This window comes from Lentzea jiangxiensis, assembly GCF_900104175.1.
Taxonomy (GTDB): domain Bacteria; phylum Actinomycetota; class Actinomycetes; order Mycobacteriales; family Pseudonocardiaceae; genus Lentzea; species Lentzea jiangxiensis.
In genome coordinates this window covers 330,640-349,730 of sequence record NZ_FNIX01000004.1, presented here as the reverse complement: position 1 = coordinate 349,730, position 19,091 = coordinate 330,640, and the positions used below count along the sequence as shown (strand labels likewise).

Below are 19,091 nucleotides of genomic sequence, written 5' to 3'. Positions count from 1 at the left end.
ACCGGGACTGGAACGTCAGAAGGAGTTGGTCGCATGGACGCGACCCCACGTCCGGCGAGGCTCGCCGTCGGTGTCATCTCGGCAGGCCGCGTCGGTTCCGTGCTGGGTGCCGCGCTCGCCAGGACGGGCCACGTGGTGACCGGCGTCTCCGCCGTCTCCCGTGCCTCCCGCGACCGCGCGGACGAGCTGCTACCCGGCGTTCCGGTCGCCGACCCCACCGAGGTCGCCCAGCGCGCCGACCTGGTGCTGCTGGCCGTGCCGGACGACGAGCTGGAGGGCCTGGTCAAGGGCCTGGTCGCCACCGGCTCGCTGCGGGCGGGCCAGATCGTCGCGCACACGAGCGGCGCGCAGGGCGTGAAGGTCCTCGAACCCGCCGCCGAGCTGGGCGCCCTCACGATCGCGCTGCACCCCGTCATGACCTTCACCGGTCGTCCCGAGGACCTGCAGCGGATGAGCGCCGCGTGCGTCGGCGTGACGGCCGCGGACGGCGACGAGGTGGCCTGGAGCGTCGGCGAGGCGCTGGTCGTCGAGATGGACGCGGAGCCGGTCAGGGTGCCCGAGTCCGTCCGCCCGCTCTACCACTCCGCGCTGGCCCACGGCGCGAACCACCTGATCACGCTGGTCCGCGACGCCGCGGACCTGCTCACGAACGCCGGCGTCGCCGACGCCGAGCGACTGCTCGGCCCGCTGCTGTCCGCCGCGCTCGACAACGCGCTGCGCCACGGCGACCGGGCCCTCACCGGTCCCGTCGCCCGAGGCGACACGGGTACCTTGCGCAAGCACCTCGGCGTGCTCGCGCAGCAGGCACCCGAGACCCTGCCCAGCTACCGCGTGCTCGCCCGGCGCACCGCCGACCGGGCCGAGCGCTCCGGGCTGCTCAAGCCCGACGCGGCCAACGACGTTCGCACCACTCTCGAGGACTGACGTGACGAAGCCACTGACCAAGGACGACTACCGCCCGGACGACGTCACGGTGCACCGCGACCCCGCGCGGCTCAACCGCGTGGTGCGGGCACTGCGCGGCGCCGGCCGCAACGTCGCGCTCGTGCCCACGATGGGCGCCCTGCACGCGGGCCACCGGCAGCTGATCCGCGAGGCGAAGGTCATGCAGAACACGGTGGTCGTGGTCTCGATCTTCGTGAACCCGCTGCAGTTCGGGCCGAACGAGGACCTCGCCGAGTACCCGCGGCAGTTCGAGGCCGACGTGGACATCTGCCGCGAGGAGGGCGTGGGCCTGGTCTTCGCGCCGTCCGCCGAGGACATGTACCCCGAAGGGGCGCAGGTCACCGTCCACCCCGGGCCGCTGGGCGACGAGCTCGAGGGCGCCGTCCGCCCCGGCCACTTCGCGGGCGTGCTCACGGTGGTGTCGAAGCTGTTCAACATCGTGCAGCCCACGTACGCGGTGTTCGGGCAGAAGGACTACCAGCAGCTGCAGCTCATCCACAAGATGGCGCGCGACCTGAACTTCCCGCTGAACGTCGTCGGCGTGCCGACCGTCCGCGAGTACGACGGCCTCGCGCTGTCGTCGCGCAACGCCTACCTGGGCGAGGAGGAGCGCCACCACGCCGTGACGCTGTCGGCCGCGCTCACCGCCGGTGCGCACGTGTCGGCCCAGGGCGCGGACGCGGTGCTGAAGGCCGCGCACGACGTGCTGGCGCAGACGCCCGAGGTCGAGCTCGACTACCTGGAGCTGCGCGGGCCGGACCTCGGTCCCGCGCCGGAGAACGGCGACGCCCGGCTGCTGGTGGCGGCCCGCGTCGGTTCCACCCGCCTGATCGACAACATCGCGGTGTTGCTCGGCGAAGGCGACGAGTAGGGGGAATGACATGTTCCGCACGATGCTGAAGTCCAAGATCCACCGCGCGACCGTGACGCAGGCCGACCTGCACTACGTCGGTTCGGTGACCGTGGACGAGGACCTGATGGAGGCCGCCGACCTGCTGGCGGGCGAGCAGGTCGCCATCGTCGACGTCACCAACGGCGCCCGGCTGGAGACCTACGTCATCCCCGGCGAGCGCGGCACCGGCGTGCTCGGCATCAACGGCGCCGCGGCGCACCTCGTGCACCCCGGCGACATCGTGATCCTGATCGCGTACGGGCAGATGGACGACGCCGAGTCGCGCACCTACCAGCCGCGCGTCGTGTTCGTGGACGCCGACAACAAGGTCGTCGACCTCGGCTCGGACCCCGCCCACGCCCCCGAGGGCTCCGGACTGGTGAACGGCTCGACGAGCGCACCGTCTTCGGAGACCGTCGAGGCGACCGCGCTGGACGCGTTGATCAAGACCGAGAACTGAGGAACACACCGTGCTGCTCGCCATCGACGTCGGCAACACCAACATCGTGCTCGGTCTGTACGACGGGGTCGGCGACTCGGCCCCGCTCGTGCGCGACTGGCGCATGCGCACCGACGCCAGGATGACCGCCGACGAGCTCGCGCTGACCATGCGCGGCCTGCTCGGCGAGTACGCCGACAAGATCACCGGCATCGCCGCGCTGTCCACCGTGCCCGCGGTGCTGCGCGAGCTGCGGGTGATGCTCGGCCGCTACTACGACGCCGTGCCGAAGGTGCTGGTCGAGCCGGGCGTGAAGACCGGCGTGCCGCTGCTCGTCGACAACCCGAAGGAGGTGGGCTCGGACCGCGTGATCAACACGCTGGCCGCGCACCACCTCTACTCGACCTCATGCGTCGTGGTCGACTTCGGCACGTCCACGAACCTCGACGTGATCTCGTCGCGCGGCGAGTTCCTCGGCGGGGCGCTGGCTCCGGGCATCGAGATCTCGGTCGACGCGCTGGCCGCGCGCGCCGCCCAGCTCCGCAAGGTCGAGCTGGTCCGGCCGCGCAGCGTCATCGGCAAGAACACCGTCGAGTGCCTGCAGTCGGGCATCGTCTACGGGTTCGTCGGCCAGGTGGACGGGCTGGTGCGCAGGATCACCGAGGAGCTCCAGCAGACCGACCCCGGCCCCGTGACGGTGATCGCCACGGGCGGGCTCGCCCCGCTGGTCGTCTCCGAGTCCTCGACGATCGCGCACCACGTGCCCGACCTGACCCTGCTGGGGCTGCGGCTCGTGTTCGAGCGCAACCTGTCGCCTACTCGCTGACCCGCACCGTCCGGAAGACCTCGGCGAGCAGGGGGACGTCGAACGGCCCGTTCGACGTCTCCGGGCGTTCACGCAGGTAGGTGAGCATCTTGTCGTTGATCGCGGCGCGCTCCTGCTCGTCGATGACGATCATGCGCGAGTGGGTGTTGATCCAGGCGATGGCGGCCTCGGGGGAGTCCCGGTGGTGGCTGTGCGGGAACGTGGTGCGCTCCTCCGGCGCGAACGACGGGTGCGCCATGATCGAGACGGGGTCGTGCCGCTCGGACTCGACGCTGGTCGCCGACATCCGCTCCAGGTCGCGCACCCACTCGACGTCCGTGACCGGCTCGACCCACATGACCGCCAGCACGCCGCCGGGCCGCAGCACGCGCGCGATCTCCGGGAGGGCCTTCTCCTGGTCGAACCAGTGGAACGCGGTGCCGACGAAGACGGCGTCGACGGTCTGGTCGGGAACGGGGATGTGCTCGGCGTGGCCCGGTAGCGCGCGCACGCCGTGAACGCGGCGCACCAGCTCGGACAGCATCTGCTCGTTGGGCTCCACGGCTGTCACGCGGTGGCCTTCCGCAGACAGGCCCGCGGTCAGCTTGCCGGTGCCGGCGGCCAGGTCGAGCACGTCCAGTCGCTCGTCCGTGCCCAGTGGCTCCAGAGCCCACCGGATCGCCGCCACGGGATAGTCAGGCCGGTGTTCGGCGTAGGCCTCCGCCTGTGCGCCGAACGAGTCCGCTCGCCTCGCGTGTAGATCCATCACCCCAACTTAGTGAGTGGGCCGGCGCACGGGCTGGCCTGGTCGGTGTCGGACGCGGATCTTCCAACGATTTAGTGGTATCCGGTTCGCTTTGAGTTCGCGCGTGTCCGTACCCTTCTCCGCGTGAGTGAGCAGCCGAAGCAAAACCTCGTGACCAGCGAAGAAGACCTGCCAGAGCAGATGCGCGTGCGCCGGGAGAAGCGTGCGCGGCTGCTCGCTTCCGGCAAGGAGCCCTATCCCGTCGAAGTCGCGCGCACGCACACGTTGCGCGAGATTCGCGACGCGCACCCCGATCTCGAACCCGACACCCAGACCGGTCAGCAGGTCGGCGTCACCGGTCGGGTGATGTTCCTGCGCAACACCGGAAAGCTGTGCTTCGCGACGTTGCGCGAAGGCGACGGCACCGAACTCCAGGCGATGCTCAGCCTCGCCGGTGTGGGTGAAGAAGCGCTTTCCGAGTGGAAGTCCGACGTCGACCTCGGCGACCACGTTTTCGTGCACGGCGAGGTCATCAGCTCGCGCCGCGGCGAGCTTTCCGTGATGGCCGACGCGTGGCAGCTGACGTCGAAGTCGCTGCGCCCGTTGCCGGTCGCGCACAAGGAACTCGGCGAGGAAACCCGCATTCGCCAGCGATACGTCGACCTGATCCTGCGGCCGACCGCTCGCGACACTGTTCGGACCCGTGCGAACGTCGTTCGTTCTCTGCGCGACTCGTTCCACCGGCGCGGATTCCTCGAAGTCGAGACGCCGATGTTGCAGACGCTGCAGGGAGGTGCCAGCGCGCGGCCGTTCATCACGCACTCGAACGCGCTCGACATCGACCTGTTCCTGCGCATCGCGCCGGAGCTGTACTTGAAGCGCTGCGTCGTCGGCGGCATCGAGAAGGTCTTCGAGATCAACCGCAACTTCCGCAACGAGGGTGTTGACTCGTCGCATTCGCCCGAGTTTTCGATGCTCGAGTACTACGAGGCGTACGCCACGTACGACTCGAACGCGGTACTGACGCGCGAGCTGATCCAGGAAGCGGCGGAAGCCGTGACCGGTTCTCAGGTCGTCACGCTGGCGGACGGCACCGAGTACGACCTCTCGGGTGAATGGACGACGCTCAGCATCTACGAGTCGTTGTCGGACGCGGTCGGTGAGGAAATCACCCCCGAGACGCCGGCCGAGACCCTGCGCAAGCTCTGCGACCGCCACGAACTCGAGGTCAACCCGAAGTTCGGCCACGGCAAGCTGGTCGAGGAGCTGTGGGAGCACCTGGTGTGCGACTCGCTCTACGCGCCGACGTTCGTGCGCGACTACCCGGTCGAGACGTCCCCCCTGACCAGGCAGCACCGCACCAAGCCGGGTGTCGCCGAAAAGTGGGATCTCTACGTCCGCGGATTCGAACTGGGAACGGGTTACTCCGAACTGGTGGACCCGGTGATCGAGCGGGAACGCCTCGAAGCGCAGGCGCGCCTCGCGGCCGCCGGTGACCACGAGGCGATGCCGATCGACGAAGACTTTCTGCGATCACTGGAGTACGGAATGCCACCGAGTGGTGGTGTCGGAATGGGTATCGATCGGCTGCTGATGGCCCTCACGGGTCTGGGTATCCGGGAGACCATCTTGTTCCCGCTCGTTCGCCCTGAATGAGTAACTTTCCGGATGTCGATAGGTGCAATGCGGCACCCGTGCGCTAACCTGCCTCGCAGAAGGCTTTAGTTGGCGACGCGGGTGACCGCGCATTCGGGGTCCAGGAGGATACGCATGGCGCAGAAGGTCACGGTGACCCTCGTCGACGATCTGGACGGTTCCACCGCGGAGGAGACCGTCGAGTTCGGGCTGGATGGTGTCAGCTACACGATCGACCTTTCCTCGGGCAATGCGGGCAAACTGCGGGACGCTCTTGCCGACTTCGTGGGAAGCGCACGACGTGCCGGTGGCCGCAAGCGCGTTGGTCCGGGTCGTCCGGCCGGCGCTGTGAAGGCCCGTCCGGCGTCGGCGGATCGTGAGCAGAACCAGGCCATTCGCGAGTGGGCGCGCAAGCAGGGCATGAAGGTGTCGGACCGCGGCCGCATCCCGGCCGAGGTGCTCGACGCGTACCACCAGCAGGGCTGAAATTCGGCAAAGCACGAAGGGGTTCCGAGGATGATTCCTCGGAACCCCTTCGTGTTATTCGGGTGACTGCTCAGCCACTGTGGGCGCAACGATGCGATCCAAACGAAATCGCGTTCTCGCTTGCTCCGGACCTTTTGGTTGAGCGGATGACGTGTCCGCGACCATTGTTCGGCGATCTTCGACCGGTCGTTCCCCGCGGCTCGATGTGACCAGAACCAAGCTGCCGGACGTCGGTCTTCGCAGGTAGTTCGGTTAGGCTTACCTCTCCTGTGCGGACTTGGAGGGTGGGCTTTGGGTCGTAGGTCGTTGGGCCTGCTCTTCCTCCTGGTCGTGCTGGTCGCCGTCTGCCTGGCGAGCATCGCGATCGGGTCGAAGGAGATCCCGCTGTCCGGGGTGTGGCACGGTCTCTTCACGCCGACCGGCGCCGAGGACGACGTCGTGATCCGCGAGCTGCGGATCCCGCGGACGTTGATCGGCATCGCGGTGGGCGTCGCTCTCGGCGTCGGTGGCGCCCTCATGCAGGGCCACACGCGCAACCCGCTCGCGGACCCCGGCATCCTCGGCGTCACGCACGGCGCGGCGCTGGCGGTCGTGCTCTCGATCTTCCTGCTCGGCGTCACCTCGCTGTACGGCTACATCTGGTTCGCGTTCGCCGGGGCGATGATCGCGAGCGTGGTGGTGTTCCTGCTCGGCTCGGCCGGGCGGGGAGGGCCGTCGCCGGTGACGCTCGCACTGGCCGGAGCCGCGGTGTCGGCGCTGATGAACGGCCTCGTGTCGGCCGTCGTGCTGCTCGACCAGCAGTCGCTCGACGCCTTCCGGTTCTGGCAGGTCGGCGGCATCGCCGGCCGCGACCTGCCGGTGCTGACCCAGGTGCTGCCGTTCCTGCTCATCGGTCTCGGCCTGGCGGCGTTCAACGCGCCGGGCCTCAACGCCCTCTCGCTGGGCGAGGACGTGGCCAGGTCGCTCGGCGTGAAGGTCGGGGCGACGCGGTCGTTGGGCATCCTCGCGATCACGCTGCTGGTGGGCAGCGCCGTCGCGGCGTGCGGACCCATCGGGTTCATCGGGCTCGTGGTGCCGCACGTGGCACGTGCGTTCACCGGCCCGGACTACCGCTGGCTGCTGCCGTTCTCGGCGCTCGTCGGCGCGATCCTGCTCCTCATCGCCGACATCCTCGGCCGCGTGGTCGCCCGTCCGTCGGAAGTGGAGGTCGGCGTGATGATCGCGCTGTTCGGCGCGCCGTTCTTCATCTACCTCGTGCGCCGCAAGAAGCTGGTGAGGATTTGACCACCGCGAGGACGGCACTCAGGGTCGGCGCGGTCTCGTTCCGGCTGCGCCGCCGGCCGATGACGGTCGTGGCGGTCGCGCTGGTGCTGCTGGCCGCCGTCCTGGTCGTCGGCATCATGGTCGGCGACTTCCCGCTGACGGCCGTGCAGGTCGTCGACACGCTGCTCGGCGGGGGCACGCGCCGCGACCAGTTCGTCGTGACGGAGCTGCGCCTGCCGCGCGCGCTGACCGGCCTGCTGGTCGGCGGCGCGCTGGGCCTGTCCGGCGCGATCTTCCAGGCGATCGTCCGCAACCCGCTGGCCTCGCCCGACATCCTGGGCGTGACCTGGGGAGCGGGCGCCGGCGCGGTCTCCGTGATCACCTTCTCCGGCTCGCTGGGGGTGGTGACCGGCACCGCCGCGTCCATCGGCGTCCCGCTCGCCGGTCTCGCCGGAGGCCTGGTCGCGGGCCTGCTGGTCTACGCGCTGGCGTGGCGGCAGGGCATCGAGGGCTTCCGGATGGTGCTGGTCGGCATCGGCATCACCGCCGTGGCCGGCAACTTCACGCACTACCTGCTGACCGTCGGCGACGTGCAGGACGCGGGCAGGGCGATGGTGTGGATCGCCGGCTCCCTGAACGGCCGCGGCTGGGAACACGTCGTCCCGGTCGCGCTGGCCCTGGTCGTCCTGGTCCCGGTCGCCCTGGTCGGCGGCCACGTCCTCGGCGCCCTGCAGTTCGACGACCAGACCTCGCGGGGCCTCGGCATCCGCGTCAACGCGGCCCGCTCGCTGCTCATCGTCGTCGCGATCGTCCTGGCCTCCGTGGCCACCGCCGCGGCGGGCCCGATCGCGTTCGTCGCCCTGGCCACCCCTCAGATCGCCCTGCGCCTGGCCGGAACCGCCCAGCCCCCGCTGTTCGGCTCGGTGGTGGTCGGCGGCGTGCTGGTCATGCTGTCGGACCTGGTCGCGCGGACGATCTACCGCACCGAACTGCCCGTCGGCGTCGTGACCGCCGTGCTCGGTGCGCCCTACCTGATGTACCTGTTGGTTCGGAGCCGCCGGGAGGCGCGGGTATGAGTGTGCGTCTCGAAGCGTCGTCGCTGTCCATCGGCTACGGGGAGCGGCTGGTCGTCGACAGCCTGGACCTGTCGGTCATCGGCGGCACCGTGACCGCGGTGATCGGGCCGAACGGGTGCGGCAAGTCCACCCTGCTGAAGGCCCTGGGGCGGTTGCTGCCCGCCCGGTCCGGGGCGGTGCTGCTCGACGGCAAGCAGATCGACCGGATGGCCACGCGGGATGTCGCTCGTGTGCTGGGGATGCTGCCTCAGGCCCCGTCCGCTCCCGAAGGGCTGACCGTCGCCGATCTGGTGGCTCGGGGGCGGCACCCGCACCAGGCCTGGTACCGGCAGTGGTCCTCCGACGACGCGGCTGCCGTTGACGCTGCGCTGGAGATGACCGGGATCTCCGACCTGGCCGACCGGACCGTGGACGAGCTGTCCGGTGGGCAGCGGCAGCGGGCCTGGATCTCGATGGCTCTCGCGCAGGGCACGGACCTGCTGCTGCTGGACGAGCCCACCACCTACCTGGACCTCGCTCATCAGATCGACGTGCTGGACCTGGTGCAGGAGCTGCACGCCTCCATGGGGCGGACGATCGTGATGGTGCTGCACGACCTGAACCTCGCGGCTCGGTACGCGGATCACATCGTCGCCATGCGGGGTGGGCGGATCGTTGCCCAGGGGACGCCCGGGGAGGTGTTGACCGAGCGGATGTTGCTGGACGTGTTCGGGTTGGACGCCCGGGTCGTGGAGGACCCGGTCGCCGGCACTCCGCTGGTTGTTCCCGTGGGGTCTCGGCATCGGTTGCCGTAAGCGGCCTTGGTCGGTGGGTTCATCTGCGTGCGGCCCGGTTGCGGTTGCGTTGACACCCCTCCAGGCATGCAGCGAGAGCTGTGGCGCGACTCGTGACGGGACACCCCACCGGCGGGGGCCGGCGAAAAGCCGGGACGGCTCGGCTTCGGCCTCCCGCTGGAGTGCGGCTCGCCTTCGGCCTCGCGTCGGTTCGCCCTCGCGTCGGCTGTCCTCGCGGTCGCGCGGCGGTGTCAGACCTGCTCGGTACGTTGGGTCGCGGGGGGCGCTGAAATCGAGGGGACCCCTGCGTCAGCCTGCGGTCAGCCGCAGGTGCGCGGGCAGGCCGTGCACGGCTCCGCGTTCGGCAGGACGTAGTGGAAGCAGCAGCTGTTGCGCTTGCGCTTCCAGCCCTCGTCGGTGAAGTGCAGCGAGGAAGCGGCCACGAACGGGGCCAGCTTCTCGGGGAGGATCATCGCCGCGTCGGTGACGCCTGCGTTCTCGTCGCCGAACATGCGGCCTGCTGCCCAGGGGCCGTATTCCAGCATGTCGGTGGCTGCTGCCCAGAGGGTGCGGCGGCCGAAGCGGACCACCTGGCCGAAGGAAGCCACGAACTGGGCGGCGTGGGCCGCGTAGCGGGCTCGCAGGACGGCGGCCAGGGCTGCCTCGTCGGTTACGACCGTGGCTGCCGGGTGGTTCGAGGCCGGGTCGTCCGGGAGGCAGGCGAACTCGTCGCAGAACAGCGCGATGCCGTCCGGGTGGGGGCGGCCCTCGGTGCTGATGCGGAACGCCATGTCGCTCGGCTTCAGGGACGGGACGCGGCGGGCGGTGTGGAAGAGCAGGCCTGCCAGGTAGCCGGGCTGGTGGAGGTACCAGCCCATGACGTAGCCGGCGGTCGCCCTGTCGTCGGACTCGCCGTACTGCTCGACCATCCACTCGGCCAGGTCCTTGCGCCACAGGTCGAAGCGCGAGGGCTCCGCCAGCAGGTCCGAGCAGATCGTCCAGTCCTCGGACGGCATCCCGAACCTGATCTCGGAGCCGACCCGCAGGCGGGCGATGGACTCGGCCAGCGGCGTGAGCGCACTCGGGTGCTGCTGTGAGACCCTCGCAGGTACGGTCAACGCACAAGTCCAATCTCATGGGCGCATGAGGCTTGCCTAACCTTACCCACGATCACCGGATCTACGCCTCTTCAGGTGGCCCCGGTCACAGCGGTGTCGCTCGACGGTGGGTTGTTCGCGCTCAGCGGACATCGCCCGATCTGTGGAATCCGTTGCTCCCGACCTGCGTTGATGCTGATGTCAATGTTCCCCGAACGCGACTGTCCGCTGACGGGAACCACAGGCCTCGGTACCGCCCACTACAGTGGAGTCACGGTGCCGCGCTCACCGGGGTAGATCGGTGGAGCCGAGGACCGCCGACGCAGCAGTCAGGGAGTGCGAATGTTCGAAAGGTTCACCGACCGCGCGAGGCGGGTGGTTGTTCTTGCCCAAGAAGAGGCGAGGATGCTCAACCACAACTACATCGGCACCGAGCACATCCTCCTGGGTCTGATCCACGAGGGTGAAGGTGTCGCCGCCAAGGCGCTCGAGTCGTTGGGGATTGCGCTGGAAGGCGTCCGCCAGCAGGTCGAGGAGATCATCGGCCAGGGCCAGCAGGCCCCCAGCGGACACATCCCCTTCACCCCACGTGCGAAGAAGGTCCTGGAGCTCTCGCTGCGCGAGGCGCTTCAGCTCGGCCACAACTACATCGGCACCGAGCACATCCTGCTCGGCCTGATCCGCGAGGGCGAGGGCGTCGCGGCCCAGGTCCTCGTGAAGCTCGGCGCCGACCTGAACAGGGTGCGGCAGCAGGTGCTGCAGCTGCTGTCCGGCTACTCGACGGAGAAGGGCGCGTCGGAGTCCCCGGGTCGTGGCGAGGGCACGCCGTCCTCCTCCTTGGTGCTCGACCAGTTCGGGCGCAACCTCACGGCCTCGGCCCGCGAGGGCAAGCTCGACCCGGTGATCGGGCGCACCAAGGAGATCGAGCGGGTCATGCAGGTGCTGTCCCGCCGCACCAAGAACAACCCGGTCCTCATCGGCGAGCCCGGCGTCGGCAAGACCGCCGTCGTCGAGGGCCTGGCGCAGATGGTCGTCAAGGGCGAGGTGCCCGAGACGCTCAAGGACAAGCAGCTCTACACGCTCGACCTCGGCTCGCTGGTCGCGGGCTCGCGCTACCGCGGTGACTTCGAAGAGCGCCTGAAGAAGGTCCTCAAGGAGATCCGCACGCGCGGCGACATCATCCTGTTCATCGACGAGATCCACACGCTCGTCGGCGCGGGTGCCGCCGAGGGCGCGATCGACGCCGCGTCGATCCTCAAGCCGATGCTGGCTCGTGGCGAGCTGCAGACGATCGGTGCCACCACGCTCGACGAGTACCGCAAGCACGTCGAGAAGGACCCCGCGCTGGAGCGCCGCTTCCAGCCGATCCAGGTGGGCGAGCCGTCGCTCGAGCACACCATCGAGATCCTCAAGGGCCTGCGCGACCGGTACGAGGCGCACCACCGCGTCTCGATCACCGACTCCGCGCTGGTCGCCGCCGCCACGCTGGCCGACCGGTACATCAACGACCGGTTCCTGCCGGACAAGGCGATCGACCTCATCGACGAGGCCGGTGCGCGCATGCGCATCCGCCGGATGACCGCGCCGCCGGACCTGCGCGAGTTCGACGAGAAGATCGCGGACGTGCGTCGCGACAAGGAGTCCGCGATCGACGCGCAGGACTTCGAGCGCGCGGCGAAGCTGCGTGACGCGGAGAAGCAGCTCCTGGGCCAGAAGGCCGAGCGGGAGAAGCAGTGGAAGGACGGTGACCTGGACGTCGTCGCGGAGGTCGACGACGAGCAGATCGCCGAGGTCCTCGCCAACTGGACCGGCATCCCGGTGTTCAAGCTCACCGAGGAGGAGACCTCGCGTCTGCTCCGCATGGAGGACGAGCTGCACAAGCGGATCATCGGCCAGGTCGACGCGGTCAAGGCCGTGTCGCAGGCGATCCGCCGCACCCGCGCCGGCCTGAAGGACCCGAAGCGCCCCTCCGGTTCGTTCATCTTCGCCGGCCCGTCCGGTGTCGGTAAGACCGAGCTCTCGAAGGCGCTCGCGAACTTCCTGTTCGGCGAGGACGACGCGCTCATCCAGATCGACATGGGCGAGTTCCACGACCGCTACACGGCGTCGCGGCTCTTCGGTGCCCCTCCCGGTTACGTCGGGTACGAAGAGGGCGGCCAGCTCACCGAGAAGGTGCGCCGCAAGCCGTTCTCCGTCGTGCTCTTCGACGAGATCGAGAAGGCGCACAACGAGGTCTACAACACGCTGCTCCAGGTGCTGGAGGACGGCCGCCTGACCGACGGTCAGGGCCGGACGGTGGACTTCAAGAACACCGTCATCATCTTCACGTCGAACCTGGGCACGTCGGACATCAGCAAGGCCGTCGGCCTCGGCTTCACCTCGGGTCAGGACACCGCGTCCAACTACGAGCGCATGAAGAACAAGGTCAACGACGAGCTGAAGAAGCACTTCCGCCCCGAGTTCCTCAACCGCATCGACGACATCATCGTCTTCCACCAGCTGACCCAGGACGAGATCATCAAGATGGTGGACCTGATGATCGCCCGCGTCGAGACGCAGCTGAAGAACAAGGACATGGCCCTCGAGCTGACCGACAGGGCCAAGTCCCTGCTGGCCAAGCGCGGCTTCGACCCGGTGCTGGGCGCCCGCCCGCTGCGCCGCACGATCCAGCGCGAGATCGAGGACACCCTGTCGGAGAAGATCCTGTTCGGCGAGATCCAGCCGGGCCAGATCATCCTCACCGACGTCGAGGGCTGGGACGGCGAGTCCGAGCAGCACGACAAGGCGAAGTTCGTGTTCCGCGGCGAGGCCAAGCCGAACCGCGTGCCGGACGCCCCGCCGGTCGACCTCACCGCCTCCGCGGCCGCCGAGCAGCAGGACGCTCCGGCCACCGAGTCCGAGTGAGCTAGGCAGTACCGAGAACGGCCCCCAGGCTCCGGCCCGGGGGCCGTTCTCGTGCGCACCAGCGGAAGCGCGTCGCGAGCGAGGAGTTGCACGGGTCACTCGGCCACACCGATTCGCCCGTTCCGCGGCGCACGTGAAACCCGACCTGCCACTATGGCGCCCGCTCCGCGTGATCTTGCGCGGACGGGTTGTCCCAGGAGGAGGTCCCAGTGCCGTCGGCCGCGTTCGAACAACTGGTAGCTCAGTTCGAGCAGTTCCAGTCACGGATGCAGCGCGTTGACCAGCAGTTCGCCAACATCGGCGAGATGCAGCAACAGCTGTCCGAGATGGAAGCGGTGGCCACCTCGGCCGACCGCGCCGTGACCGTCGTGGCAGGCCCGTCCGGCAGCATCAAGGCCATCAGGCTCACCGACCTCGCCATGCGCAGGCCGGCCCCCGCGCTGGCCGCCGAGCTGATGACGGTCCTGCAGCAGGCCGTCGCCGAAGCCGCCCGCCGCCAGGCGGGCATCGTCGAGGGCGCGATCGGCGACGGCATGAAGCTCTCCGACCAGGTCCTCGAAACCCAGGCGCAGCTCTTCGGCATGTCCGAAGAGGAACTCCGCGCCGTCAGGTCCGACGAGACCGCACCCACGCCACCCCCGGCGGCCCCGCGCCAGCCGATGCCGCCCGCGCCGCCCGTGCCCCAACCCGGTCCGCAGCAGGCCCGTCCGCCGGCCCCGCCGCGCAAGCCCGCTCCCGAGCAGCCGGACGACTTCGGCGACCAGAACATCATGCGCGGCACCAGCTGGAACGACAGGTCGCCGCAGCCGCCCGCCGCTCCGCCCAAGCAGGACGGCAAGTTCCTGAACCTCTACGACGACGAGGACGGCCGGTGAGCGGGTTCAGCGTCAGCCCCGAGGAGCTGCGGACGTTCGCCGGCAAGCTCGACGGCCACCACAGCACGGCGAGCGGGATCGCCGAGCTGGTCGCCCTGGCCGACGTCGGCGACAAGTCCTGGGGCGTGATCGGGATCTTCGTCAAGGACCAGTACACGCAGATGCTCGGAGACCTCAAGGAGACGATGCAGGCCATGCAGAACGGCCTGAAGTCGGGTGCCGACAAGTTCCGCGACACCGCCGAGGGTTATGCGCAGCAGGAAGAGGCGCTGAAGCAGATCCTCGACGGCATCCACGTCGAGCGGGGGTAGCGGAGCCGTGACCGAACCGAATCTCACCGTTCCGGGCCTGAGCGGCAAAGAGGGCACGCTCGAGGTCGAGGAGAAGTCCACCGGGGAGAAGGCGCTCGAAGCCGCGCCGTTCGTCGGCAGCTTCATGAAGGCCATGGAGGCGGCGGGAAACGTCGGAGACCCCGGCGGAATCACCGCGCTGGCTTCCGAAGGCAGTGCGCTCATCACCTCGTTCAGCGAGGCCGCCCAGATCGCGACGGACCCGATCGGCTGGCTCGTCAACCAGGGCTTGAGCTTCCTCATGAGCATCTGCGAACCGCTGGAAGACGCGATCCACTTCGTCAGCGGCGACGGCCCCGCCCTGCAGCAGGCCGGGGAGAACTTCGGCAAGCTCGCCGAGGGCCTCACCAAGCTGAAGGAAGGGTTCACGAGCGACCTGTCGAGCTCGGTGCAGAGCTGGGGTGGCGAGACAGCGGACGCGGCGGCCACGAAGCTCGGTGAGTTCGCCAGCGGCATCGACGGTGTCATCGGCCAGGCCGGTGAGCTCTCCGAACTGCTCCTGATGTCCTCGATGATCATGCAGGTCATCGAGGACCTCCTCAAGGCGATCCTGACCGAGTTCATCATCTGGCTGGCGATGATCTGGATCCCGGCCCTCGCGGCCGCCGTGCCGAGCTGCGGCTCGTCGACCGCGGCGGCAGGCGCCGTGACCGGTGTGCGGGCCGCCACCACCGCGAGCCGGGTGTCGCGCATCATCGCGAGGCTCAAGGCCTTCCTCGGCAAGATCCTGCAGTTCCTGCGCAACCTGATGACCCGCACGAAGAACCTCGGCGCCGGCATGAAGAAGGCCATGGCGGACAAGAGGGCCAACGTCGCTGAGGCGGACCGCCGGCGCGCACTGCCGGAGAACAAGGGTCTGTTCAAGAGCTGGGGGGACAAGAAGAACGGCTCGCAGGGCATCGTCGGCGAGCGCATGAACCAGGGCTTCTGGAAGTCGATGGGCGAAGCGGTCGGCCTCGAGGCGGCCGCGCAGGTCGACGCCCGGAACGAGAAGGGGCTGCGCAACCGGTCCCTCCAGGAGCAGGCGGCCGCGGCGCGCGAGACCGGGACCGACTACTCGAAGCACCAGATCAAGGGATACCTGGACATCTGATCATGGACAAGCTCATCAAGGGTCTGCTGGACCTGCTGACCGACCCGATCTTCCTGACCATGATCGCCGGTGCCGTCGTGGCCGCCCTCGTACGACGCTGGTGGCAGTTCCGCTCCCACCGGGCCGCGCGAGCCGAGCAGATCAGCGCGCTGAACCCGTTGGCCGCCAGGCTCGGTGGAACGGTGATCAGCGCTGAGCAGGGTGACACCGCGGCCTGGTCGGCCGGCTTCCTGGAGCCGGTGAAGAGCGACGGCAGCGCCTACGACACGGTGCTGAAAGGGAAGTGGCTCCGGCGGTCCAAGCCCCAGTGGGACCTCGCCATGGACTTCCGGCGGGGTGACTGGCACGTCCGCGTGACCGAGGCGGCGGTGCGGATCGCGGCGTACACCGGCTACGGCGTGCGCTGGGAGCAGGAGCACCGCGTCGAGGTGGCCACCGCGCCCATGGCGCCGATGCGGATGGCCCGGCCGAAGAAGTACACCGCCGACGGCCGGCCGATTCCGCTCGCGGACTTCGAGAAGCTGTGGGACAGCTGGCTGTCCGAGCCGCCCGCGACGGTGCGGAGCCGTCAGGCGGCGTGGCAGCGCGTGCAGCTCCCGTCGCCCATGGACCAGGAGTTCTTCGTCTGGGGAAGTGACCCCTCCGCGGTGGTCAGGGATCTGAACTTCACCGCGCTGCACTGGCTGATCGACCACGAGGAGCACTTGCCGCCGCAGGCCCACTCGATGCGCCTGACGTTCGAGGCGGGGGTCGTGTACATCGTCATGGACCACCACATCGACCAAGCAGGCCTGATGGCCGTGGTCGACATGATCTGCGGGTTGCTCGACCGGATGCCGGGTGCCCGGCCCAGGCACCCGGCGGCGGCCGTCTGAGTCAGCGCGGCGTCACGGCGTAGCCCGCCAGCACGATCTCCTCCAGGTCCGGGTCGTCGTCGTGCCACTCGCCCTCGTAGTTGAAGCCGAACAACGCGCGCAAGGCTGCCTCCGCCAGCGACAGCGGGTGGAACCGGAACGGGTAGTCGTCGTCCTCGCCGAGGTACGCGAGGAACTCGGGGTCGCCCGCGAGGTACTTCTCCTCGAACGGCAGGGGCGTGCCCACGTCGGCGATCACGCCGCTGTCCGGGGAAAGGCTGAACGCCCGGCGCAGGGTGCCGTTGGGCTCCCAGATGGCGTAGGCGAAGAAGTCGATGACGCTGTGCATGGCGTGGGAGTAGAGGGTTCGGCCGGCGGCTTCGAGGTGGAAGCGCTCGTCCAGGCCTCTGGGGTCGTCCAGGGCGGCGTCGGCGGTGCAGATGATCGACAGGCCCGGGTGGACGGCGGCGTAGACCTCGCCGTCCGGCGGGTTGGCGCAGTCGAGGCTGCCGTCGGCGATCGGGCGGATGTCGTGCGACGGGTGGAGGCGCTGCACGAAGGCCGCTGTGGCCTCCCGGTCGATCTGCGGTGACGAGCGCAGCACCTTGCCGACGTCGTCCGACGCGTAGAAGAGCATCCAGTCCTTGGCACCCACTGCGGTCCCCCTGAGGTCGGTCGGGTCCAGTGTGGCGGAGGGGTCTGACAGTTTCGGCGGGCAATGGAGCACCCTCGTCGACCGTCCCCTGATCGTGGGGACCACACGGGAGACTGACGACGGTTCGGCGACACTGCACGGCGTGGTGACCACCGAGGTGAAGCCGCCGCGGAGCGGGCTCGCCACGTTCCTGCTGGTCGTGTGCGCGATGGCGTTCGTCACGGCGGCGCTGGTCAGACTGCTCGGCATCGACGGGACGCGGTACATGATCGCGACGACGTCGTTGACCCCGTACATCACGGTCGCGGGCCTGCTGGTCGGGTTGTTCGCGCTGTCGCGCCGGCGGTGGGCCGTCGGGCTGACCATGACGCTGGTGGGCGTCGTGCTCGTCGCCAACGTGGCGCCGCGGGCGTTCCCGGACGCGCGGCCCAACGGGGTGGGGCAGCAGGTGAGGCTGATGAGCTCGAACCTGCTGACCGGGATCGCGGACGCGGAGTTCATCGTGCGGCAGGTCCGGGCGCGCGACATCGACATCCTGGCGTTGCAGGAGCTGACGCCGGAGATGGTGCGCGACCTCGAACGCGCCGGGTTGGACCGGGTGCTGCCGAACCGGGTGTTCCTCGACGAACCGGGCGGGTCGGGCAGCGGCATCGCGTCGCGGTTCCCGCTCTCGCAGCGGAACCTGACGCCACCGGGCACGTTGCAGCAGGCCGGCGCTCTCGTGGATCTGCCGGGCAAGGACATCGAGGTCGTCTCGGTGCACCCGTTGCCGCCCGTGGTCACCGCCGGGCCGGAGGCGTGGCAGCGGGAGTTGGCCGGGCTGCCCTCACCCGACTCGACCGGGGCGATCAGGGTGCTCGCCGGCGACTTCAACGCGACCCTCGACCACGTCGGCATGACGCGGCTGCTGAACAAGGGCTACGTGGACGCGGCCGACCAGGTGGGCAAAGGGCTGATCCACACCTGGCCGAGCGACAGCGGGTTCTGGCCGCCGCCGGTCACCATCGACCACGTGCTGGTGGACTCGAAGGTCCTCGTCGACACCGTGGACGTGTTCGACGTGCCCGGCAGCGACCACCGGGCCGTGGTCACGCAGTTCGTCGTGCCAGGGCTGTGAGCGCCTCCAGCGCCCCCACCGGCAGCGACACGCCCCGGCCGTGCCGGACGGCGGGTTCGCGCGTGTTGATGCGGATCAACGCCCCGGAAGCCGCGCTCGCCAGCTCGGCCTGACGCCGCACGGTCGGCACGGCGGTGCCGGCACCGATCTCGACCACCACCAGGTCGCGGTGCGCACGACGCCATTGCGCCACTGCGTCCAGCTGCGCCTGGCTGCGGTGCGGCACCCAGCCCCAGTCGCCGAACATCAGGATGTTGGGCCTGGCCAGGCCGCCGCACGACGGGCACGACGGCAGCTCGCCGACAGCACGCATCGAGACCGGGTCGACCTCCACGTCGAACGAGCACTCCCAGATCTCGTCCGTGCACGGCTCCACGCACTGGGCGTGGTGGATCGACCCGTGGACCTCGGCGACGTCCGCGAAACCGGCCTTCTGGAACTGGCCGTCCACGTTGGACGTGAACACCCGCGCGCCCCACGACCGCAGCACCGCGAAACCCTCGTGCGGCACCGTCGCGCGGTACAGGGCGAGCCGGTGGCCGTAGAAACCCCACGCCAGCGCCGGGTCGTCGGTGAAGTGCGCCGGGTCGGCGATCTCCTCGAACCTCAGCCCGAGCCGCTCGTACGGCGGGTACGCCCGCCAGAAGCCCTCGGTGCCGCGGAAGTCGGGCAGCCCGGAGTCGACGCCGATGCCGGCACCGGCGCAGACGAGGACGGCGTCCGCACCGGTGATCAGCTCGGCGGCTCTGTCGTAGGCCTCGTCGATCACTGCTTGGGCTTGCTCCCCAGCACGACCTCGAACTCCAGCAGGTCGGCGCCCGAGGCGACGGGCTTGGCCCGCTCACCGGCGTGCGCCGCGGCACCGGCCTGGCCGTCGCGCCACGCGACGAAGTCCTCGTGCGTCTCCCAGTGCGTGACGACGAAGTAGCGGTCGTCGCCGGACACGGGGCGCAGGAGCTCGAAGCCGAGGAAGCCCGGCTGGTCGTCGACGGCGCCGAGACGGGCGGCGAACCGCTTCTCGAGCTCGGGGCCGCTGCCCTCGGGGACCTTGATCGCGTTGATCTTCACGACTGCCATGCCACCCACA

At 69.5% G+C, this 19,091-nt stretch carries 20 protein-coding genes; 15 read left to right on the top strand and 5 right to left on the bottom strand.

Going from position 1 to position 19,091, the window contains the following annotated elements; genetic code table 11:
* Window positions 1–33: 33 nt before the first annotated feature.
* From BLQ91_RS15650 to BLQ91_RS15635, 4 genes are read left to right on the top strand one after another with little or no spacing between them, the layout of a single operon-like run.
* Entirely contained in the window at window positions 34–924 is an 891-nt protein-coding gene (locus tag BLQ91_RS15650) for a Rossmann-like and DUF2520 domain-containing protein (RefSeq protein ID WP_090097545.1), read from the top strand.
* A gap of 1 nt (window position 925) precedes the next feature.
* Window positions 926–1,816, top strand: a complete 891-nt coding sequence (gene panC / locus BLQ91_RS15645) for a pantoate--beta-alanine ligase (protein WP_090097544.1) — start codon at window positions 926–928, stop codon at window positions 1,814–1,816.
* A gap of 10 nt (window positions 1,817–1,826) precedes the next feature.
* Complete coding sequence (panD, locus tag BLQ91_RS15640; RefSeq protein ID WP_065915165.1) at window positions 1,827–2,297, top strand: aspartate 1-decarboxylase; 471 nt, start codon at window positions 1,827–1,829, stop codon at window positions 2,295–2,297.
* Between the two features lie 10 nt (window positions 2,298–2,307).
* Complete coding sequence (locus tag BLQ91_RS15635) at window positions 2,308–3,102, top strand: type III pantothenate kinase (protein WP_090097543.1); 795 nt, start codon at window positions 2,308–2,310, stop codon at window positions 3,100–3,102.
* On the opposite strand, the gene BLQ91_RS15630 is transcribed toward BLQ91_RS15635, so the two are convergent.
* Window positions 3,092–3,847: a class I SAM-dependent methyltransferase gene (locus BLQ91_RS15630; RefSeq protein ID WP_090097542.1), complete on the bottom strand. Its 756-nt coding sequence runs from the start codon at window positions 3,845–3,847 to the stop codon at window positions 3,092–3,094. The genes BLQ91_RS15635 and BLQ91_RS15630 overlap by 11 nt on opposite strands.
* A gap of 180 nt (window positions 3,848–4,027) precedes the next feature.
* Here BLQ91_RS15630 and lysS point away from each other — a divergent pair, with 180 nt between their 5' ends.
* The 5 genes from lysS (at window position 4,028) to BLQ91_RS15605 (ending at window position 9,080) form a co-directional block, all read left to right on the top strand.
* Window positions 4,028–5,482: a lysine--tRNA ligase gene (lysS, locus tag BLQ91_RS15625; RefSeq protein WP_090097771.1), complete on the top strand. Its 1,455-nt coding sequence runs from the start codon at window positions 4,028–4,030 to the stop codon at window positions 5,480–5,482.
* A 114-nt stretch (window positions 5,483–5,596) separates the two neighbouring features.
* The gene (locus BLQ91_RS15620) at window positions 5,597–5,947 is read left to right on the top strand and encodes a histone-like nucleoid-structuring protein Lsr2 (RefSeq protein WP_090097541.1); all 351 of its coding nucleotides are present in this window, start codon (window positions 5,597–5,599) and stop codon (window positions 5,945–5,947) included.
* A gap of 291 nt (window positions 5,948–6,238) precedes the next feature.
* Window positions 6,239–7,231, top strand: a complete 993-nt coding sequence (locus tag BLQ91_RS15615) for a FecCD family ABC transporter permease (protein ID WP_245733448.1) — start codon at window positions 6,239–6,241, stop codon at window positions 7,229–7,231.
* Window positions 7,228–8,286 carry a FecCD family ABC transporter permease gene (locus BLQ91_RS15610; protein WP_245733446.1) on the top strand — a complete coding sequence of 353 codons (1,059 nt, stop codon included), beginning with the start codon at window positions 7,228–7,230 and terminating at the stop codon, window positions 8,284–8,286. Before BLQ91_RS15615 ends, BLQ91_RS15610 begins: the two co-directional genes overlap by 4 nt.
* Entirely contained in the window at window positions 8,283–9,080 is a 798-nt protein-coding gene (locus tag BLQ91_RS15605) for an ABC transporter ATP-binding protein (RefSeq protein WP_090097539.1), read from the top strand. The genes BLQ91_RS15610 and BLQ91_RS15605 overlap by 4 nt, the downstream gene beginning before the upstream one ends.
* Before the next feature lie 299 nt (window positions 9,081–9,379).
* On the opposite strand, the gene BLQ91_RS15600 is transcribed toward BLQ91_RS15605, so the two are convergent.
* On the bottom strand, window positions 9,380–10,177 hold the full coding sequence (locus BLQ91_RS15600) for a (2Fe-2S)-binding protein (RefSeq protein WP_245733444.1): 798 nt from the start codon (window positions 10,175–10,177) through the stop codon (window positions 9,380–9,382).
* A gap of 321 nt (window positions 10,178–10,498) precedes the next feature.
* Between BLQ91_RS15600 and BLQ91_RS15595 the strand changes: the two genes are divergently transcribed.
* From BLQ91_RS15595 to BLQ91_RS15575, 5 genes are all read left to right on the top strand, one after another.
* Window positions 10,499–13,060: an ATP-dependent Clp protease ATP-binding subunit gene (locus BLQ91_RS15595; protein ID WP_090097538.1), complete on the top strand. Its 2,562-nt coding sequence runs from the start codon at window positions 10,499–10,501 to the stop codon at window positions 13,058–13,060.
* A gap of 209 nt (window positions 13,061–13,269) precedes the next feature.
* Window positions 13,270–13,935 carry a YbaB/EbfC family nucleoid-associated protein gene (locus BLQ91_RS15590; RefSeq protein WP_245733443.1) on the top strand — a complete coding sequence of 222 codons (666 nt, stop codon included), beginning with the start codon at window positions 13,270–13,272 and terminating at the stop codon, window positions 13,933–13,935.
* Entirely contained in the window at window positions 13,932–14,246 is a 315-nt protein-coding gene (locus tag BLQ91_RS15585; RefSeq protein ID WP_090097537.1) for a type VII secretion target, read from the top strand. The genes BLQ91_RS15590 and BLQ91_RS15585 overlap by 4 nt, the downstream gene beginning before the upstream one ends.
* Before the next feature lie 7 nt (window positions 14,247–14,253).
* On the top strand, window positions 14,254–15,378 hold the full coding sequence (locus tag BLQ91_RS15580) for a WXG100 family type VII secretion target (RefSeq protein ID WP_245733441.1): 1,125 nt from the start codon (window positions 14,254–14,256) through the stop codon (window positions 15,376–15,378).
* A gap of 2 nt (window positions 15,379–15,380) precedes the next feature.
* Complete coding sequence (locus BLQ91_RS15575; RefSeq protein ID WP_090097536.1) at window positions 15,381–16,253, top strand: hypothetical protein; 873 nt, start codon at window positions 15,381–15,383, stop codon at window positions 16,251–16,253.
* 1 nt (window position 16,254) lies between these two features.
* On the opposite strand, the gene BLQ91_RS15570 is transcribed toward BLQ91_RS15575, so the two are convergent.
* On the bottom strand, window positions 16,255–16,887 hold the full coding sequence (locus BLQ91_RS15570) for a DUF6928 family protein (protein WP_143022659.1): 633 nt from the start codon (window positions 16,885–16,887) through the stop codon (window positions 16,255–16,257).
* A 142-nt stretch (window positions 16,888–17,029) separates the two neighbouring features.
* Between BLQ91_RS15570 and BLQ91_RS15565 the strand changes: the two genes are divergently transcribed.
* Entirely contained in the window at window positions 17,030–18,004 is a 975-nt protein-coding gene (locus BLQ91_RS15565) for an endonuclease/exonuclease/phosphatase family protein (RefSeq protein ID WP_090097534.1), read from the top strand.
* Here the strand turns inward: BLQ91_RS15565 and BLQ91_RS15560 are convergent.
* A complete protein-coding gene (locus tag BLQ91_RS15560; RefSeq protein WP_090097766.1) occupies window positions 17,976–18,770 on the bottom strand; it encodes an SIR2 family NAD-dependent protein deacylase in 795 nt (264 codons plus the stop codon). The genes BLQ91_RS15565 and BLQ91_RS15560 overlap by 29 nt on opposite strands.
* Entirely contained in the window at window positions 18,770–19,081 is a 312-nt protein-coding gene (locus tag BLQ91_RS15555; protein ID WP_090097765.1) for an antibiotic biosynthesis monooxygenase family protein, read from the bottom strand. The genes BLQ91_RS15560 and BLQ91_RS15555 overlap by 1 nt, the downstream gene beginning before the upstream one ends.
* Between the last annotated feature and the right edge of the window lie 10 nt (window positions 19,082–19,091).

What these genes read in the sequence shown, in the direction of transcription:
- BLQ91_RS15605 (WP_090097539.1), top strand. Translation starts at nt 8,283, where the DNA reads ATGAGTGTGCGTCTCGAAGCGTCGTCGCTGTCCATCGGCTACGGGGAG.
- BLQ91_RS15555 (WP_090097765.1), bottom strand. Translation starts at nt 19,081, where the DNA reads ATGGCAGTCGTGAAGATCAACGCGATCAAGGTCCCCGAGGGCAGCGGC.
- BLQ91_RS15620 (WP_090097541.1), top strand. Translation starts at nt 5,597, where the DNA reads ATGGCGCAGAAGGTCACGGTGACCCTCGTCGACGATCTGGACGGTTCC.
- BLQ91_RS15650 (WP_090097545.1), top strand. Translation starts at nt 34, where the DNA reads ATGGACGCGACCCCACGTCCGGCGAGGCTCGCCGTCGGTGTCATCTCG.
- panD (WP_065915165.1), top strand. Translation starts at nt 1,827, where the DNA reads ATGTTCCGCACGATGCTGAAGTCCAAGATCCACCGCGCGACCGTGACG.
- BLQ91_RS15630 (WP_090097542.1), bottom strand. Translation starts at nt 3,847, where the DNA reads ATGGATCTACACGCGAGGCGAGCGGACTCGTTCGGCGCACAGGCGGAG.
- lysS (WP_090097771.1), top strand. Translation starts at nt 4,028, where the DNA reads ATGCGCGTGCGCCGGGAGAAGCGTGCGCGGCTGCTCGCTTCCGGCAAG.
- BLQ91_RS15595 (WP_090097538.1), top strand. Translation starts at nt 10,499, where the DNA reads ATGTTCGAAAGGTTCACCGACCGCGCGAGGCGGGTGGTTGTTCTTGCC.
- BLQ91_RS15575 (WP_090097536.1), top strand. Translation starts at nt 15,381, where the DNA reads ATGGACAAGCTCATCAAGGGTCTGCTGGACCTGCTGACCGACCCGATC.